The sequence below is a fragment of the Candidatus Uhrbacteria bacterium genome, from assembly GCA_016699205.1.
Taxonomy (GTDB): Bacteria; Patescibacteriota; Patescibacteriia; order 2-12-FULL-60-25; family 2-12-FULL-60-25; genus CAIXDN01.
This window is the reverse complement of the sequence record CP064964.1, coordinates 260,381-279,526: the sequence shown is the minus strand read 5'-3', so window position 1 is coordinate 279,526 and position 19,146 is coordinate 260,381. Positions and strand designations below refer to the sequence as shown.

The window sequence follows — 19,146 nt, the reverse complement described above, 5'->3', positions numbered from 1 at the left end:
ATCGCTCATCGCTCGAGATTGCTTCGTTACATTCGTTCCTCGCAATGACAAATGACTTATGAGAAATGTAATAATTATCGGTTCCGGTCCTGCCGGTTGGACGGCCGCGGTCTACGCCGCCCGCGCCGATTTGCAGCCGCTCGTATTTGAAGGCCACGAACCAGGCGGTCAGCTCATGACCACGACGGAAGTTGAAAACTTCCCCGGCTTTGAGCACGGCATCCAAGGCCCCGAGCTTATGGACGTCATGCGCAAGCAGGCCAAGCGCTTTGGCACAGAAATTATTTCCAACATGGTCGATTCACTCAAGCAAATCGAAGGCGGCTTCGAAGTCGTTTCCAAAGGAGAAACCTATCAAGCCAAAACGGTTATTTTGTCGACCGGCGCCACAGCCCGACGCCTCGGACTCGACAATGAAAAGCGGTTGTACGGAAAAGGCGTGTCCGCCTGCGCCACCTGCGACGGCTTCTTCTTCAAAGGAAAAAACGTGATCGTGGTCGGCGGGGGAGACAGCGCTATGGAAGAGGCGTCGTTCCTGACGCGCTTCGCAGACAAGGTTTATCTCACACATCGCCGGGATGAATTCCGCGCCTCCAAAATCATGCAGGAGCGTGTAAAAGCAAATCCCAAGATTGAACTCGTGCTCAACACGGAAGTCGCCGAGATTCTCGGTGTCGATGTCGGTCAAGTCACAGGCGTAAAACTCCGCGACACGGTTTCCGGAGAAATCCGTGAAATGAAAATCGACGGCGTATTCGCCGCCATCGGTCACGAGCCAAATATCGCGCTTGTAAAAGGCTTAGTCGATCTGGATGAGAAAGGTTACGTAAAAACCATCCCAGGCTCGTCCAAGACTAATATCGCGGGCCTGTTTGCTTGCGGCGATGTCCAAGACTCCCACTATCGCCAAGCCATTACGGCAGCAGGTTCCGGATGTATGGCAGCGTTGGATGCAGAACGGTTTCTCTCGGGTCACTAAGCTTGATCTAATTGACTACGAGACAACATGAGTTTATCGTAAAGATATAATAAAAAAATCTATGCCCATTCGTCAGTTCAACAGCAAAGAGGATGTATCAGGCTCTGATTTTGAAGGTCAATTTTTGGGATTGAACAATGGATATTTGGCGGCCTTGAAGGAAGCCGCCGCCGCTTGGGGGTTCCAAGATGAGGCTAGCTTGTTACGTTTTGCGATGGCGATCATGTTGAAGACCAAGGATAGTAAGAAGTTATATATCGAAGAGAATGGCGACCAGATATCCGTATCACCAAATCAAAACCTTTTGCGTAACCAGTAATTTTATCTCGACCTATGGCAAAAGATAAAAATGGAGCACCGGACGCCGCCGCTTCTGGTCGTGAGGACGAGAACATCGCTTTTAGCGTCACAGATCAGCTGCACTTGAAAACCGTCCATGACGCAATCGATCGACCCGACAAATTTGCTGAGTTATTCTGCCAAGCAGCCAAGACACAGACTTCCGTAAAAGAAGTGCTATGGGAACAAATCCGATCTATTCTGACGACTGACGTTGAAGCCCGGAATGCACTAAAGGTGATTGTACGCGAGGTCGAGAAAGAAGATGTCCGGATTTTTGGAAAGAAGATTGGTTTCGGTGTCTGGACACTGTTCACGATTGGTATGGGTGCCTTTCTCGGGGCTCTCTTCACCAAGTTCCTTTAACAGTATAACGATTAAATAAAACGAAAAGCCCACTGATTTATAGTCAGTGGGCTTCTTTCGACCAGCGCTCGAGCAATCCGCATCCAAGAAACTTTTCAATAGGGGAGAGCGAGTCCGAAGACCTGCGGCACCCTGCTGAAAAATCCCATGCTTGTCGTGGACGCGGATTGCTCCAACGTTGGTTGATTTGTGAGTTTTTGTCTGAAACTAGCAGGCCTGTGGATAAGTGTCAAAGGTCTGACAACTCTATCCGGCACAAAAGCGCTGTAGAGAGACAAAAAATGAGCCCGCCTCTGGGAACTGCCATGGCGGCTCAAAGTGCTAACTTATGTATACCATATCTAAAAGAATCCGTCAAGCGCTAGAAACGAGCTATTTTGACCTTAGTTTGGATTATTAATGCCCGTTTCGTCGACAACCGGTGCCGCAGGGTTCTGGGACGCGGCAACATCCTCAGCTGTTGCGCCCACTAAGCACACGGCGCCCCATGGTCGATAGTAGCTTGTAAATGTCTCCTTCTTCACCTCGCCATTCGGAAAAGTGACGGTGTAATCAAAGCTAGCAGTGGCTCCGGCATGGGCTGATTCCGTGCAGCGGCGCTTACCAACCGGAAGCTCTGTTGTCGGGACAAGCTTCATCGGCGGAGGTGCAACAATGTTGTAGATTTTTGGCTTTGTCTGCTCCGCTTTACGGCCATCACTCGTGCCCCAAGCGTAAAACGCGAGCATATCGCCTTTAATCTCGGATGTAATCAAGATGTGATGATTCGTATTGTTCTTAAAGCGGAAATCAGGAGCCGGAGAGTAAATTGTGGCATCTGTTCCAGCAGGCTCGTAGTAGCGTACGCGATAGCTGTGATTGCGGCGTTCAACGATCTCTAAGCCGGAAGCAAGCGCCATACGGAAGCTGGTTGAGCCCACTTGGCATAACCCTCCTCCGTACTCGGGAGTCGTCTCATTGCCCTTGATAACGAGTTCTTGAAACCAACCATGTGCTCCATCTATTTCACCTAGAGTCCCAAGCTGACTAAAGATTTCACCCGGCGCGAGCAAAACCCCGTTCATTTTTTTTGAACCAAGGGCAATATTTCTACGTCGATTGTAGGGAGAGCCATCAAAGTACGACCGTCCGACGCCAAGCAATTCTTTGATTCCGAGCCGTTCTGCATCTGCTCCTTCAATTTTTGGCGAGACGCGGGCAAAAACAATCGGTGCCGTCGATGATCCAGCGGCCCAAGCAGCAAGAACGCCTTCCGCAGTAAGCGACCCATCAACGCGCATACCCTCAACCGGAGCGATGAATTCCTTGATCTTTCCATCGCTTTCAAGCGTCAATTTTCCATCCTGCGCCTCTTTCAAAAAATCCTTGGTAAACGTTGCCATCGACTTCTCGATGCGCTCGGGATCCAACGCGAGAACGACGCCGGCTGGTGTCGTGCTGGCGGTAATCCATTCGGCGATCGTTGAACTCGTTACGGCTTGCCTCTTTAGCTCATTGGTAATCGTAAACGGTGCCTTGGAAAGCCAGCTGGGAATTCCGGAAAGTACAGGACGAATATCCGCAGTTGTCAGCGTAGGCAGGACATTCATGATTCGGATCGGAATCGGCTGGAAAGCAATCTGCTTTGCTTGAGCCTCAAGCGTCGCGACAGCAGAAACAATATCCGCCGACTTACCAATTTGCTCCGCTTTAATATCGGTCACAAAACCACTTTCCGTCGATGTAGAAATCGATACATGGAGCTCGGCATTCCGCATAAGCGGCATAGCCTGATCAACCTCACCCAACAAAAGACGCTCTGCTAAATCGCGGTTAACCATCGTTTTTACCTCGATTTCCGTCGGTTGAAGATACATTCGGATTCGATCAATAGCATTCCAAAGGGCATTCGATGACGATCGGCCCATCAAGAAAGCTTGATCCACAGCTGGAGCCGGATCATAAGAGATCAAATCATGTGAGAGATCCGGATCTTCCAAAGGCACATTGCTTCGCGGCAGCGTGATTTGTTTGTCTTCCAAGCGGAAAATAAAACCCGGCTCCAATGCATCGTTAATACGGCGTTGAATGGCGGCCTCGGCTTGCGCGCGCGTCATTCCATCTAGCGTAAGTCCGGCGACTCGTACGCCTGGAAAAAACTTGTCGCGGAAAACAACCTCGTATCCATAAGCCGCGGCCCCAAGCCCGGCTAAAATCGAGGCAACAAGACCGCCGGCAAGTGCTATTCCGATCAAAGAGGCGGAAGCGATCTGTCTTCCGCGTTGTTTTGCTTCAATGAGGTTCATGCATTTGTTGCTCCCTCTCCAAGTAAACGATTCAACATGCCGCGGGCGACTTCCTGATCCGTGTCCTGCTGTTTGCCTGGCGCGATGGCTACAATCTGTAATGTATCACCCATTACGGCATTTCCGGCAATGGCAGAGCGGGGGATGCGTACCGATTGTCCTTCAACTTCGACGGAAACGAATAGTTCGTCTAACTGTGTTACTTTGGCCGGCATCGGAAGAAAACCCATATATTTTACGTTAGGCTCTATGGTTAATTGACCGGAATATGCCGCTGACTGCCTCTTATCGGGATACGTACCTCGAGAATACCATCGCGAAGGGTCGCATCAGCCTGATCAGCCACAACATCGACCGGCAAAATAAGGCTGCGGCTAAAGGTTCCCCAATGACATTCCTGATGAAACCAGTCATCTTCATTGATTTCACGCTTATCCTCGCGGCTTCCGCGTATCGTTAGCAAGTCGCCATTCACGGCGATATCAAGGTCTTCGGGCTTGGCGCCAGCAAGGGTCGAGCGCACAACAAGCGTATTTCCCTCGCGGAATACATCCACCGACAGCTGTCCCTCGTTTTCACTTCGGAACCATTCGGCGGCAGGGGATTCGGTATTCATCAATCGATATTCTTCGAGAGCCATATTTTACACAAGTGTAAGCCTCGTTTCCGGTTTTGTCATGTGCTATGATACCCCCATGCCTTTGGCGCCCATGCAGCGTGTCAAAGATTGGTGGCGTTCATTGCCGACGGACACCCGTTTTTCCGTATCAATTTTAGGAATTTGCGGAATGGCTGTCGTGATTCTTTCAACCGTCTACTTGCGTGCGCACATTACTTCACCTTTCCGTATTTCAAATAACGTCCTCAAGCCGGCCCAAGAACTTCTCGCTCGCCAATCGGAAAAGGCGAATGAACTTGAAGCTTCCAAAACCAAAGACACAGACCGCGACGGCTTGAGCGACTACAGCGAGCTGTACGTCTACCGTACCTCCCCGTATCTTGGCGACACGGATTCGGACGGAATTCCCGACGCGATTGAAATCGCGCAGTCGAGCGATCCAAATTGTCCGGCCGGAACAACCTGTATCCAGCTCGACAACCAGCAGCCAGCTGGCGCCGCTTCATCGACCTTCAGCGACTTGATCGATGTGACACAATTTAATGCCGATCCAAATCTGCCAACGGAAATTAAAAATGCGCAGCAGTTTATCGCAGAAGCCAAGGACCCTTCGCTAATGTCGCCGGTACAAATTCGTGAAGTCCTGACCCGGTACAGTTTGGTCTCGCCAGAAAACTTGCAGTCGCTCTCGGACGACGAGGTGAGAGCCGTGTATACAACGACCTACGCCCGAGTTCTGAAAATCCGTGAAGCATCCATTAATAATGCAAGCGCAAATCAAAGCACCACAACCTCTCCTTAACACTACGGTATGAACCATCGACCTTTCTCGCAGCGCATTCTCATCGCGATCCTCGGCTTTTTCGCCGCGGTTGTGGTTGTCGGAAGCCCGCTGGTTACGCACAGGGTGCATGCGCAGCTGTCGGTGGTTGTTACGGAAAGCATTCCGGATAAGACGAATGATGTTCTTGATGAAATTTTCCAAGCGCTTTCACAAGCCGCTGTTACGGCATTTTTCAACGCCGCCCGCACCTTTGCCGGACAGATCGCCTATGACGCTGCCAACTATCTGGCGAGCGGTGGTACCGGTCAAGGGGCTCTTGCCTTTGAAAAAGGCTTTGGTGCGTATTTGGAGGATGTTGGTCAGGATGCGGCTGGAGAATTTATTGGCTCCTTGTCAGAAGAATTTTTTCAGGATGCGGGTTTCGATCTATGTCGTCCGCCTAACCCAGGTCAATTGCTCAACTTGCAAATTTCAATCTCGAACTCTATCCCGGGACTTGACCAGCTTTGTCCGGAAGGCCAGGACTGTAATAATCGCCCGCGCCCGCGTTGTGATTTTCAAGAAATCGTTTCCAACTACGAAAACTTGTACACCACCTTATCGAATGCGGAAATTACGGATTTTGTCAGCGCAAGCTTTAATACCAATGCGAGTGAACTCGGTGTAAGCGCCACGATTCTTGGGCGCTCGACTTTTAATGTCGCCGATGAAATCAAAAAAGCAACATCAGAGCGTGAAGAGGGCGATGGATTCAAGGCGGTTACGGGTAAAGTCGATGGCTCGATCAAGACTCCGGCAAATCTCGTAAAAGAGCAGACGACGGAAGAAATCGTCGAGAAGCCATCAAAGAGCGAGTCTGATGCGTTTTTAGCAACGATGACCACGGCATTCGAGCAGGGTTTTTCCCAGCTCGCGTCTTACACGGCATCGATGTTCATTAATACGCTTGCCAATAAATTGCTGTCTCGCGTCATGGAGCGCGGTATTATCGGCGCCTTTGATTTCTCCGGAGCAACGCAAGTTGGCATTAGTCCGGATGCTATCAGTGTCCGCAGCAAGACCGATGCACGCAAAGCCAACGTCGATTTGAAAAATGTCAGCCTCTTGCGTGTCAGCGATGTCGAGATTTCTGCCGAGCTCATCGCATGTCCTGATAATCGCGGCTTGTGGAACTGTACGGCTGATGAACGTCTCGCTCAGCTCATCCAAGGCAAGACCGCTGGCGGAAGTTTGACGATCAAGGCCGCCATGAGCGACGAGCACAAGCTCCTCCAGGCCGACTGGAAGCTCATTCCAACCAGCGATGTCCGCAACAACCAAGATCGAAACTGTTATCGCCAAGCCTACTGTGCTGGAAACCTCCAGAAGCTCCGAGCGATGCGTATTTTGCCTGTAGGTCTAGAATTCGCTGCCAACTCTGTTGAGAATATCGATCGTTGTGCGGGTGCTGGTGGCTGTGTGACATTGCGTGAAGTTGTTGAAGGTTTTTCCAACTGTAATGTGGACGGCAAGCGCGATGCCGAGCACCCATGGTGTAAGCTTGTTGATCCAAACTGGGTCGTGACTTCCTTCCAGCAGCAATGTCAGCTCACTGGTTACGGTGACACGCTTATCTCCAACCGTTTGGGACAGCGACGTGAAGAGTGCCGCGATATTCAGACATGTCTCCGCCGCAACGATGCTGGCGAGTGTGTTGGCGGATATGGCTACTGTGTCGCTGATAAGACGGTCTATCGTTTTAACGCCAATGAATGTCAGGAGGATTTCGCGAGCTGCCGCACATTCTCCAATCGCGCCGGACAAACGGTTTCTTATCTGCGTAACACGATCGATTACTCTGTCTGCCGTGCAGAAAATGTCGGATGTTTGGGCTACGCGACGACTCGCGACACGACCGGCGCCTGGCAGACGGTGGGGGAGAAGATCTACTTCGACAAAACGCTTGAGCCTTGTGCTGCTACCGATGAAGGCTGTACGCGTCTCTTAAGTGTCGAGGTCGGACAGTCGGCATTGAATGTTATTAAGAATCCGTCATTTGAAACCGTGAGCGGCGATCCGGTCGCACTCGACAACTGGCGCAAGCTGGCTGCCGGAGCTTACTCCGCTCCGACGGTCGGAACCGGAAGCCCATCACTCGATGGCACCGTAGCCACGGATGCTGCTAACCGTCTCCGTCAGGATGTCGATGTGATTCCGCTCCGTTTGTATACGGTTTCTGCTTGGGTGCGTGCTAACGGCGCTGCGCCGCTCGCAACGATCATGGTCCGTCAGATGCGGAGCGCGCCTGGCGCCGCCCCGGTCGAATCTCCAGTGGCCGAGCTCTCGACTGCCTACAAGAGCTCAGGTTGTAGTCTTGCAGAGCAGCAGCCTCAACTTTCGACGGCCGGTCGTGTACTCGACAATAACTGGAGCCGTTTTGAATGTTCCTTCTTGGCCGTATCTTCAACGCGTTACGCGGTGGTTGAAGTCGAGGGTAACAATGCTCTCGTTGACGCGATTCAGCTTGAAGAAGGTCAATTTGCTACCAACTATCTAGCTGGTACCGCTCGTGACTTGCCGGTCTTGCACATGAAGATCGCTCCGGACGATTTGAATTGTACTGGTGCTGCGTCTGACCCAGCCGCTTGTAACGCGTTTGCAAAGGTCTGCCGCCAAGTCGATGCAAGTTGTCAGGGTTACACAGACAAGGCCGGCGGTCCGGAAGTTCCAGCTATCCTCACATCTAATGATGTCTGTCCTCAGGAATGTGTTGGTTATGCCGAGTTCCGCAAGCAGCCAGCTGCATTTGACCTCGTAAATGATCCGGATGTCCGCTTTAGCGATCCTGCTGATGCTACATCAAGCTACTTTATTCCATCGACAGCTCGCCAGTGTACGCAAGAACAGGTTGGTTGTGAGGCGTTCACCAATGTCGCGGCTGCCGCAGAAGGAGGGGAGCAGGCTTCACATTGGAGCTATTTGCGCGCTTGTCGCTTGCCGAGCGCTACCCTTAGTAAGACATTCTTTACATGGGAAGGTTCGGAAACAGCTGGTTATCAATTGCGCACATTCTCGCTCATCGCTCAATCGGGAGTTACGCCTCCGGGACCAGAAGTCTTGACCAAGCGTGGCCCAGACGGCGCTTTCAAGGAGCCTTCTTCCTGTAATGAAGGTCTATGGCGTACCGGTATCGACCCAGACTGTCGCCAATTCTACGATCGCGATGGAAATGTTTACTACCGATATTACTCGCAGACGATTCTCTCGACGGAAGATTGTGTTACATTACGCATCTCTCGCTCCACAAGCCGCGACGACTGTTCCAAGACGGGTGGTGATTACAGCACCGTAACAGGCGAGTGTCTCTATAACGCTAACTTGGGCGAGAGCCGATCTTGTCCGGCTACCGCAGCTTCTTGTCGTGCTTACGCCGGTTCTGCTGCCGGGAACACCCAGGTCCTCGTGAGTGAAAACTTCCGTTCAGGCCGCGGTGCATTTAGCGCAGGTACGGCATCGCCAGAATCCTTGCTCGTCGGCGACCAGAGCTTACGTTTGAACGAGAGCGAGCCTGCAACCAACGTCAACTTTGCATCTGAATCCGACGGTCTCTATCGCGTCAGCTTCTGGGCCAAGGCTGCGGGCCGCAATGATTTGTCCTTGACCTTCGGTATTCGTGATTCTGCAACGCCTGGCGCAACCGCCAACCAGGTCGGACAAGTTCGTCTAGCAACGGATTGGCAGCGTTACACGGTCGGCTTGTTCTCGGGAGCTTCCCTCGCATCTTCCTCGACATTGATCACGACACTCACCGGCTCCGGAATCCGCGCCGCCTTTATCGATGAAGTCCGCATCGAGCGCATTCGCGACACGGCCTTTGTCATCCAGAATTCTTGGAACACGCCAATCTCCTGTGACCGCTCATTCACGGGTGCCGCAGAACCGCAGGCGATGCTCGGCTGCCGTGCTTACACCGATCGCTTCAATCGTGAAGTGAACGCCTTCCGCTTCACGCGTTTGTGTCGCGCAGAGGGTATTGGATGCCGCGCCTTCGTCGACACGCGTAACTCGGAAAACCCGTATGCGGAAAGCTTCAGCCAGCGCGATGCAACGCCAGTCCCGATCTTCAATGTCACAAGTACGGCATACGGCTCCGCAACGACAACGCGAGCTGGCGACCGCATGATTTACGTCGTGTACGACCAGTCTAAGGTCTGTCAGCGCGAGAACGCCTCTTGTCGCGCTTTCGGAAAGCCGGTCTATTCCGTTGATCGCTCCAGCATCGAGTCGTATCAGACCGTCTATTATAAGGATGACATCACCAAGTACGGCGATGCGCTCTGTAAGCCATCCGAGGAATTCTGTGAAGAATATAAGTACGGCGGCGCCAACGACTACTTCCGCGATCCGCAGCGCAAAGTTTGTGAATTCCGCCAAGGCGTCCGCTTGTCCGGTGATGACTTCACCGCCGCAGACGGCGCACTGCTCGATACCTTGCCGGAAGCGGAATACGATGGCTGGTTCCGACAAGGTTCAAGTCCTGCCAAGCCATGTTATCCGGAAGCCTTGGAAGGCGGCCGTAATTTCCCGTTGCCTAAGCGCGGCGATCCGATCTGGGCTGGTTGGACAGGTCTCTGTCCTGGTTCTGCCTCGGAATGTACGGAATTCCGCGATATCAACGACACAAGCGACCCGCTTCATCGAACGGGCAAACCATACTTCTTTGTAAACGACGATCGTCTCGATAAGACGACCTGTCAGGGCAATGTCGATGTTGGCCAAGGCTGTGTGCTTATGCGCGACATGACGGATCCGATTCTCAAATACAATGTCGCTGCCTCCTATAACAAGTACGAGAACAACGACTTCCGACCGACGGTTCCTGTTGACTGTTTCCGCAACCCGACGGATCCGGCTTGTGAAGCCGTTCTCGCAGAGGAAAACGATGCTAACGTGTTACTCAAAGTGAAGGTTGACCGTGACTGTGCTCAGTGGCTCGGCTGTCGTTCAAGTGAATCGGTATTTGATCCTGCCACAAGCCGCTACAAGGAAATCTGTACCAATGTGGCATTGTGCGATAAATCCACCAACCGCCCAGGTGAAATTTTCTGCGCTAACTACGTCGATCGCGATTCCGAGGACGAAGTCGTCATGCAGCGCGGTAAATTCTTCGACATCGCAAGTTATACGGAGCGTCCAGTTGGTTTGGGTGAAAAAGACTACTCCGGTTACGCTGTTCCGGACACATTCCAGATTCCTGAGCTTGTAACAGCTCGCGTAGGTTCGGAAGGTGCAAACAATGTCGATGACAACAAGTACCGTTTTGCACTTGATTACCGTCTTGCAGCAGCGGTTCAAATTCCGCTTGATCGTTTCGGAAGCTTGTACAGAGTTCGTGCTACCTTCGGACCTAATGACGCCCGTCCATTAACGGGAACGCCTGTTCAGCTTGCAAATCCTGATCTGAATCTCTGTCAGCATGTTGGAACAGGTATCATTGGTTATTACCTCTCTACGGAATTGTTCGCCTCTGGAATTGCTAACAAGTCCGTCGTTAACTGCTATCTCCCGGTAAAATCAGGCGGTGACAACACTAATTTCCAGAATGTCTCAACGCGTTTCTCTCTCGATGATCCGCGCGTCGATCCGACTCTGACCAACTCCTTCCCTCCGGCCGAGTGTCGTGTGAATCCGGAAGCAGATTCTCCATTTGGTCAAAGCTACGTGACAGAATGGGATCTCACGACGAATCCGCCAAAACCAGTCAGCAAGCTTGGAGGTTTCAACAGCGCCAACACTTGTGAATTCGGAGAAGACTGCGTCTGTAACTATAAGCGTGCTCAGTACGGTTCAACTGCCTTCAGCAAATTTTTCAGTTCATTGTCCCAAGATGTTCCGCCAGGAATCTGTCAGGGCGGTCCTCGCGATGGTCAAGCTTGCTTGCCGGCAACCATCTTCCAGATTCAAACGCAAGGCGGCCGCACAGCTCCAGCTGCAAGCTCAGGTGGAACTGAAACCCAAGAGCTTGTGCAGGGCGTGGAAGGTTCCAATGCTGCGCAGACTTGTGGCGCGCCAGAAGGAGGCGGTCGCTGTGTCGCATTCAACAAGCTTGAAATCATCCGCGGTGTATTTGGCCAGTGTTTGGAGCGCGATGAAACGCGCATTATCGGTGAAGATCAGGCGAACAAGCCATGTTTGACATGGAATCCAACCCCAATTCTCTTTGGCGATAAAGACTCGTTCCACTATCAACCAACTTCTGGTTACTTGCCGCCGCAAAACTCCGGTCAGTACTACTGTGTTTCTCCGGTGAAGAAGCCGACCAAGGCCCGCTTCATCTGGACCTCGTTCTCGCAATTCAATAGTCCGCAGAACGGACCTGGTGACGGAAACGCAGAGGTGAAACCGGCAAATATGCATTACGCGGGTGATGATGATTGGGATCACGGTCCGGGTAGTATCTTTGGCGGAGATCGTCGTGGCCGCCTGCGCTTCTTTGCTGGTTGGATGACAAAAATTGATTATCGTGACGACTGGGTCTCGGCCGACAACAGCGGTATTCTTGGTGAAGATCAAAACTACTTTGCTTCTATCTTTGGAGCAAAGCCGGAGTCGTATTACACGGCAACCACCGATTGTGAATTGGCTGACGATGACCAAGACGATGATGGGTCCTTTGATGAAATTTCCGGAGGCGCCAATGAAAACGATTCTTACGGCATCCGCCTTGTCGACGCCGGCGCTGGATACGGTGAATACTTCCTGCGCACCAATGACGATAACCTCGCTCAACAGCTTCAGTTGCTTGGTGCACCGAAACCGGGCAACGTTGACGGAAGTGTAGATGGCTCAGAAGAGGATACGAGTGAGTATATGAGCAGCGATCCGGCATTCCGCGCACGCCGCACGCAGTTCTTTGAATCAGGATTGAGCGACAACACGATCTCGTACTTCAAGATCGATCCGATCAAGGGCCCTCACGGCCGCATCGCATGTGGATATCAGGCCGCCTGGGTCGATAACTTGGGCAGCGTGAATTACGATGATGCCGGATCAAACCGTCCAAAAGACACGGAATGGCGCGATAAATTCTACGAGAACTACAACCCGTATCTTACGCGCGGACAGGAAGGTATTTACTCCTCGCGCGGCGGTCGTCCGTTCCAGGTCTCGTGCGTTGGAAATCCGGATCCAAACGCTAAGTGTTACATCAAGTATTGGGAGCTCGACTATCGCTCGACCAACCAAAAGAAATTCGTTGGTCTCCAGCGCGCTGGCCAAGACGGTACGCCAACCGACATCATCGTCCGCGGTTTGCTCGATATCCGCCGCGATCCGATCCAGAGCGTTTGTGAAAACAGCAAGCCATACTTTGCTGTACGTGCCGTCTTCGAATCTCGTTCAGAGAATACGACAGCTACCGGATCTGATTTGACCCAAGACAATGTGGCTGGTCCGTGGCGCTTCGTTGGTTTCTGGGTCTCAGCTTGTGGCGGCGACACTGGCGGCGATCAGCGTTACATCTACATGAACATGGAAGTCGGAACCGCGAGCGTATGTAAGGAATTGGCGGAAGTTCGCAGTAAGAATTCCAACCAAGACGCCGCCTTCACGGATCGCGTCTGGCGCCGTGGCGATTTCCGCGAGCCAGGAACCGGTCTCCAGTATTCTGATAGCGCCTCGCCATTCTCGAGCGCAATCAACACGGGCCCGGCCGGCATCGAGCCGCTGTTCCAGAGCGGATCGGAAATTACCGGATTCTCGCCGCTCAATCCGCCAACATTCTTGGCCCCGCCATCACAGACCTACTATCGTCCAAACACGGTCCCGGGTGACAAGTGGGCATATCTCTCCAACTTGTTCGCGCGTATCTATCGCGTCTATCGCTTCCAGTTCCTCCCAGTCTCCAAGGTTGATCGTGCCTGTACCGACGGTCCGTTCAAAGGAACACGCTGTACGCCAGAAGCTACTGGATCGACGGCATCGCCATCCTGTTCTGTCGATGGCGCCTGTGCCTTGCCGCTTACGGAAGATGAAAATATCGCGCAGAAAGTCTGTCGCGGTGGAATCAGCCGTTTGCTTTCCTGTGCAGAGAGCGTCGATGTCTGTAAGGCTCCTTCATTCACCAAGGAAGATGGCACAATCGCATCGTTACTTAACGCCTGCGCCCCGGTGGGCTGGACGGAAGTTTCTCCAGGATTCTGGAACAGAACGGCAAGCCCATTACCAGCACCGATTTCAACCGAGTTGGCAGGGCGTGCTCCGCACTTTGCTTTCGGATGTCAGACAAATATTGGGCCGAACGTAGCGACAACTTGTGCCGCACCGGAAGCCGCTAGCTTTGATTGTCCGGTTCGTGTTGAAGGAAGAACGTGTTTGCCAGACAAAAAGTGTAGTGCGTTTGCAACAACAGGACTCACAGCAGATGAAACTCGCAACACCTGTGGCGCGGATAGCGACTGTAACTTCACCGAGGTCCCAGCCTCCACGGTGTGTGCGGCTCCGGATCCAGGCTGGCTCGGTCGCTGTGTCGGAGGTTTGCGTGATACGCAGGTCTGTTTCTACCGCGCGAGCCCGGATGGCCGTGTAGAAATGCCGCGCGCCGGAACCTATGGTTCTTGTGAAGTGAACCTTCCTGCCGGTGAAGAAGTGGCCGCCCGCAACTCCTGTATTCCAGTCTCCGGTCCTTCTCCAGACTTTACTCCGATCGCGGTCTGTCGCGTCCCTGGCAGCAGCGACACCGGACCAAATCGTTCGGACAACCCGGATACAGACAACAATATCTGTACGCACTCCGGCGGTTATCAGCCGCGTATCGATATTTGTCCTAACCCGGCTGATGAATTCTGCGGTTTGATCGCTTATCGCATCACGGATCGCAGCTTGGATGGTTCACTTGATCCGAGCGGTCCGCATCCGTTACCAACCGACCACACGCTCGGTATGTACACGCCGACATTCCTCGGCTTCACGGGATCTGGTGTCGGCGCAGCAACCTTCCGCTACATGTCGTACTACACGCCTCGTCCGCCTCGTTTGGCCGCTCCGGACACGCGTAACTGCGCAGTTCCGGGTCAGTGTCCTGTTTCACGCGTCGATGCCTTTGCCTTCAACGGTCAAACCGACGGCGTCATCAACGTAGGCGGCGGTTCGCACAAGTCGACCATGCGCTTCTACGCTTGGTCTGCTCATAACCAGATGCCGCTCCGCCAAGTTGTGATCGATTGGGGCGATGGTTCAACCCAGCGCGTCGACGACACACGCATGAAGAACCGCAAGCCATTCTGCGGAGTCCAGCGCGAATGTTCTTTGACCCCAGGATTAACCTGTCAGACCAACGCTGACTGTCCTGCCGGTGCTGGTACCTGTGTGGCGATCGGAACCTGTGCACAGAATGCCAACCTCTCCTGTTCTCAGGATACTGACTGTACGGTCGGCGGTGTACGCGACACCTGTAACATCCGTACGATGTTCGGTAACAGCACGGAAGCCTGTCAGTCCGACTACTTTGACTACGCCCACTTGTACACATGTGGCGCGCAGCAAACGACTCGCGATGGCTCTGGCTTGCCTGCCTGTTCCAACTCGCCTCGCTGTTCCCGCGATACCAACCGCACCTGTACCACTCCAGGCTCTACCTCAGAATGTGCTCCTGGCGATATCTGTCTCGAAGGCTTGGCTCCAGTCGGCGGATGTTTCGATGAAGAAATCCGCACCTGCCGCTTTAGCCCACGTGTCATGATTCAAGACAACTTCGGCTGGTGTACTGGCGAATGCCGCGCCGGTCTCACAGGAGGTCAGCCAGATGACGTCACCGTAGGCCCGACCGCCTCAACAGTCCGTCATCCAAATGGTGGCTGCTGGGCGGGATCTACTCTTGGTGGAGATCCTAACATCAGAAGCAATACAAGTTCATCACTTAGTAACGTCGTAGCTAACTTGGTTCTACCTGTTAGTGAGTGTAAGGGTGATATATTGGATTCGATTCCAACCGTTCCCGTACCTTCTACAAGCCGAACAAGTAGACCTTGGATTGTCTATCCGGGCTCGCTACAGCTTCGAGCTAATGTAGTGTCAACAAGTACAGCTCCGTAGGCAGTCAAATCTCAGAAACTGAATAGCCCCCGAGTCAGGCAAGACTCGGGGGCTTTCAGGTAGGGGCGGGGAGGAGCGTGAGCTCACTCTCCGACGTAGGCGGCGGTGCTGACGACCGGGGTTGCAGACCCAGGCATCCAGCATTCGGTTGTTGCCATGTCGCATCCCATGCCGCCGGAGGCGGACTGGAAACTGACGCGGCAGTGCGAGTAGCTGGAGTCCGGGTTGAGCCAGTTCAGCCAGCAGCGGCCTTCCGGCCCGCAGGTGAACTCCATGGCCGTTCCTGCCGGCATGTACATGCCGGTGTTTGCGCGAGCGAACCGGAGGAACGAGTACAGGATTCCGCCTTCCTCATGCGTGAGCTCACGCTCAGGCGAGGAGCACGTGTCGCAGACCCAGAGGTCGTTGTTGATCGCGTCGGCGCAGATGAACCCGTCGCGGTTGTACTCCATGCCGAACGGCAGGTTGCACTCGATGCCGACGTAGTCGACGTCTTCGCAGACGTTCGGGATCGTACCCGAGTCGACGCCGCCGTCTTCCCCGGGGGGAACGTAGGCATCGACGGGATCCGTTCCGCTGTCGACGTCCGGCCCGGAGTCTCCAGTGGGCAGCGTACCCGTGTCGCTGTCGGGCATGGGGTTGGGCGTGGGACACCCGGTGAGAGCCGCCATGAAGGCGGCCGCAAGGAAGAAACGCAGCTTCTCCATGACGAACCTCCACTTGAGATAAGGTGCACAGGTTTCCATCGGGAACCATTCCCTCTGGGCCTGCACAAATCGTATCACAGGTAACCGGAGCTAACCACATTTTTAATAAAATGTCAATAGTCGGTGACAGATATTTGGGTGTAGCCAGAGCTTAAAAAGTAAGCTAAAATAAAGGCAAATCGAAGGATTGTATGCTTAGCATAAGGAGCTCGCCCCATACATACGCAATATTTACGAAGCAATCAGCGAAGCAAAGTCTGATTTTTCATTGTCTGTACTTGAAAAGGGAGGGCGTGAAATCGTCTTAGCTGGAACTAAGCACACGCGTAACCCAGATGATCGGCAAATTTTAGACTTAGGGATAGCATTCAAAAACAGCTTGAAAAGCTCAGAGCGGGGATTCGTCCTCTGCTTGGAGGGGGATAAGCTTAACAATGATGAGGAGATGCTCGACGCTTCTATATCCCGAATAGGGGAACAGGCCGTGCTCATTGATATCGCGATGAAAGAAAGAATTAATTTTTTTAATATCGAGCCATCGTTTGCAAGAATTAACTCATTGGCTATAGAGGTATTCGCTGATCGAAAAGCACTTGCAGGTTGGGCGTTTTTAAATTTCCTATCAGGTGCCGCCAAAGACGGAAGAATCGGTATCGAAAAGAAAGAGTTATTGATAAAAGTCTTGGGTTCAATCGGTGGCCAATATCAGATTGCAGAGAGCGGCCTCGCTTGCTTTGAAGTGCTTCGAGACTATTTACAGGAGGCTGGTGTAATTAATTTTAATAATTTTGATCAGATATTTGAGGTCGATATTGAAATAGAGAGAATTGTTGAAGCGCAGAAACCGACCAACGGTCCATATGTAACTAATGAAGCGGCTGTCTGCATTAATCTCGCAAGAGATTTTGGTTTGATGGAAAATGCTTTGCGTATTTTTGAAGAAATGGACAAAAATTTATTTGTTTGGCAGGGACTCAACCACGTTATTTCGCAGCTACCCGCATACCAGCATCTTGGATTCAAGGAAATAAAGTGAGGGGCGCTCGTTGGCCTCGCGACCGAGATCAATGATCTCGTGTTTCATTTCACGCGCCTTGCCCAGCAGGCCGGCTGTACGGTAGTCGATCTTACCTTCAGGTACGTCTTGTGAATGGATCGCGACCGTGAAGACCTGGTCACCGACGACCACTGACAGAATGCATCACTTTTTGGGAATGTGCGTCTGCATGAGATTCGGTGTGAATCGCAGGCGTTCCAGAGCGGCGTTCGTCTGCACCTCAGGAGGAATGCGACTCGTGTGAAAGAGGACGCGCCTCCCGCTCTTCATGTGAATCAGGCCCTTACGAATCTTTTTCATGATGATTTCGCCCCCGCCTTCGTCCCAGAATTGCCGGATGGCCTCGGGCTCGTCGGTGAGGATACTTGCGGGGATCTCGAATCCAAGTTCGGCGGCTCTCCGCATCTGGAGCATCTTGTTGAACTTGAGACGCTCGTTGTCTTCCCAGGGATTTACCACAGGACATTTCAACATCGTGATCGCGATGCTGAAGGCCCACTTGGTTTCCTCGAGCATCCATTCCTGGAGCTCGGGCTCATCTGGAAATAGCTTCGGGAGTTCAGGTAGATGGACGCGCCTGTTCCAGACGACGCCTACATGAGGCATGCGTACGCGTCGATCAGGGAAGAGGAAACTGCCTTCGCTGCGTCCGTCCTTGTCGAGCCTCAGGGATAGTTTGACTTCGGTGTGAAAACGCTCCGTGTTGAAGCGCACGAAGTCTGCGCTCATGCGTTCAAGTTGCTGAATGACCAGCTTAGCGCAATCATCTTTCTCATGTGTGAGTATGAGTATCGTATTTTCCAAGGTGCGCCTCACGCTTGTACACATGTTGCCTAAACACAGGCAACATATTTAATTATCAAATTCTATATTTAAAGTCAAATAAATGATAAAGTTTAGATAAAAAGTTGTTAAAAACACAACGCCCCACACCGAGTTTCGGTATGGGGCGGGTGGAAGAGTAAGGGAAAGAGAGAGAGGGGAGCTGCTACTCGCCGACGGCGATGGACTTGCCGATGAACGGCGCGTCGGGACCGAAGCTCGGCCGCGACTTGCGCGCGCTGTGGCGCTCCGCGAGCCCGAAGGTCGTCTTGATGGCGGACTCCGTGACCCCCTTGAAGACCAGCGCCTCGATCACGTTGGTGTCGATCCGCCGATCCGCCTTGTGGCTGATGTAGAGAACGCAGTCTCGCGCCGCGTCGAGGACCTCGGCGGCGTTCTGATGTGCCTGGAGGCTCATTCCGCGCTCCCTGGCCTTGCGGGCGTGGCTCGCGAGGATCTTCTGCACCCGGGCGTACCGCGCCACCGCTTCCTCGTCGACGCGGCCGTCGAGCGTGATCTTGGCTTCGCGAGCCGCGAGCGTGAGGCCGGCACGGAAGATGCCGGTGTAGGCGTCGGGACGCTGCGGCATCTTGTCCCAGAGCACCGTGTACTGCTTGAGCTCGGTGAACGGCTTCGTCCAGAGATTCTGCACGAGCAGCTCGCCCGGATCGGTGTCGGTGACGACGAGCAGTCCTGCCGGCGGATGCGCCTTGGGGATGCTGTCCTGGATCTCTCGCTGCGATGCGCCATCGCGCATGCGCTTGGCGATCTTGTGCTCGTTCCGCGCCGGCGGCTCGTACCGCTCGAGGATGAACTGCTGCATCCCGATCGGGATACGCGACTGGGGCGTCTCCACGATCACGAGCAGATGTCTCTCCTTGTCGAGCAGGTACAGCTCCTGCGTGGCGGTGTCATCCGCCGCGATGAGGAAGGGGACGAGTCCGAGTCGCTCGGCCATCATCTTGATGGTTCCGACGAGCTCGTGCCGATCCTCCTCCTGCATCATGAGGACGAAGGGGCGCTGATGCAGCTGCATCGCGTTGATGAGCGCTCCGATGACGGGGGGACGGCGGCCGCAGAGGGGGATCTGGGTCGGGAGTGCGGGCTTCATCTTGAT

General features: G+C 53.3%; 12 protein-coding genes. 6 read left to right on the top strand and 6 right to left on the bottom strand.

The genetic code is table 11. The features are described from left to right. Positions 1 to 58: 58 nt before the first annotated feature. The 3 genes from trxB (at position 59) to IPH19_01410 (ending at position 1,684) form a co-directional block, all read left to right on the top strand. Positions 59 to 979, top strand: a complete 921-nt coding sequence (trxB, locus tag IPH19_01420; protein ID QQR61109.1) for a thioredoxin-disulfide reductase — start codon at positions 59 to 61, stop codon at positions 977 to 979. 61 nt (positions 980 to 1,040) lie between these two features. Next, positions 1,041 to 1,298 carry a hypothetical protein gene (locus tag IPH19_01415; protein ID QQR61108.1) on the top strand — a complete coding sequence of 86 codons (258 nt, stop codon included), beginning with the start codon at positions 1,041 to 1,043 and terminating at the stop codon, positions 1,296 to 1,298. Positions 1,299 to 1,312: 14 nt separating this feature from the next. Beyond that, positions 1,313 to 1,684: a hypothetical protein gene (locus IPH19_01410; protein QQR61107.1), complete on the top strand. Its 372-nt coding sequence runs from the start codon at positions 1,313 to 1,315 to the stop codon at positions 1,682 to 1,684. Positions 1,685 to 2,067: 383 nt separating this feature from the next. Here IPH19_01410 and IPH19_01405 read toward each other — a convergent pair whose 3' ends face one another. Genes IPH19_01405 through IPH19_01395 form a run of 3 tightly spaced genes read right to left on the bottom strand, consistent with a single transcriptional unit; the run spans position 2,068 to position 4,609 of the window. Then, positions 2,068 to 3,969 carry a VanW family protein gene (locus IPH19_01405; GenBank protein QQR61106.1) on the bottom strand — a complete coding sequence of 634 codons (1,902 nt, stop codon included), beginning with the start codon at positions 3,967 to 3,969 and terminating at the stop codon, positions 2,068 to 2,070. After that, positions 3,966 to 4,199, bottom strand: coding sequence for a hypothetical protein (locus IPH19_01400; protein QQR61105.1), 234 nt, complete (start codon positions 4,197 to 4,199; stop codon positions 3,966 to 3,968). Before IPH19_01400 ends, IPH19_01405 begins: the two co-directional genes overlap by 4 nt. Positions 4,200 to 4,222: 23 nt before the next feature. Continuing rightward, positions 4,223 to 4,609: an Hsp20/alpha crystallin family protein gene (locus IPH19_01395; GenBank protein ID QQR61104.1), complete on the bottom strand. Its 387-nt coding sequence runs from the start codon at positions 4,607 to 4,609 to the stop codon at positions 4,223 to 4,225. Positions 4,610 to 4,664: 55 nt separating this feature from the next. On the opposite strand from IPH19_01395, the gene IPH19_01390 reads away from it, so the two are divergent. Then, a complete protein-coding gene (locus tag IPH19_01390; GenBank protein QQR61103.1) occupies positions 4,665 to 5,390 on the top strand; it encodes a hypothetical protein in 726 nt (241 codons plus the stop codon). 9 nt (positions 5,391 to 5,399) lie between these two features. Beyond that, on the top strand, positions 5,400 to 15,443 hold the full coding sequence (locus IPH19_01385; GenBank protein ID QQR61102.1) for a hypothetical protein: 10,044 nt from the start codon (positions 5,400 to 5,402) through the stop codon (positions 15,441 to 15,443). 83 nt (positions 15,444 to 15,526) lie between these two features. Here the strand turns inward: IPH19_01385 and IPH19_01380 are convergent, their stop codons facing one another. Next, positions 15,527 to 16,150 carry a hypothetical protein gene (locus IPH19_01380; protein ID QQR61101.1) on the bottom strand — a complete coding sequence of 208 codons (624 nt, stop codon included), beginning with the start codon at positions 16,148 to 16,150 and terminating at the stop codon, positions 15,527 to 15,529. Between the two features lie 268 nt (positions 16,151 to 16,418). Here IPH19_01380 and IPH19_01375 point away from each other — a divergent pair, with 268 nt between their 5' ends. Then, the gene (locus tag IPH19_01375; GenBank protein ID QQR61100.1) at positions 16,419 to 17,186 is read left to right on the top strand and encodes a hypothetical protein; all 768 of its coding nucleotides are present in this window, start codon (positions 16,419 to 16,421) and stop codon (positions 17,184 to 17,186) included. Between the two features lie 165 nt (positions 17,187 to 17,351). Here the strand turns inward: IPH19_01375 and IPH19_01370 are convergent, their stop codons facing one another. Together IPH19_01370 and IPH19_01365 are read right to left on the bottom strand one after the other, a co-directional pair. Next, positions 17,352 to 17,936, bottom strand: a complete 585-nt coding sequence (locus IPH19_01370) for a hypothetical protein (GenBank protein ID QQR61099.1) — start codon at positions 17,934 to 17,936, stop codon at positions 17,352 to 17,354. A gap of 259 nt (positions 17,937 to 18,195) precedes the next feature. Then, positions 18,196 to 19,140 (bottom strand): hypothetical protein, encoded by a 945-nt coding sequence (locus IPH19_01365; protein QQR61098.1) that lies wholly within the window; start codon positions 19,138 to 19,140, stop codon positions 18,196 to 18,198. Positions 19,141 to 19,146 lie beyond the last annotated feature (6 nt).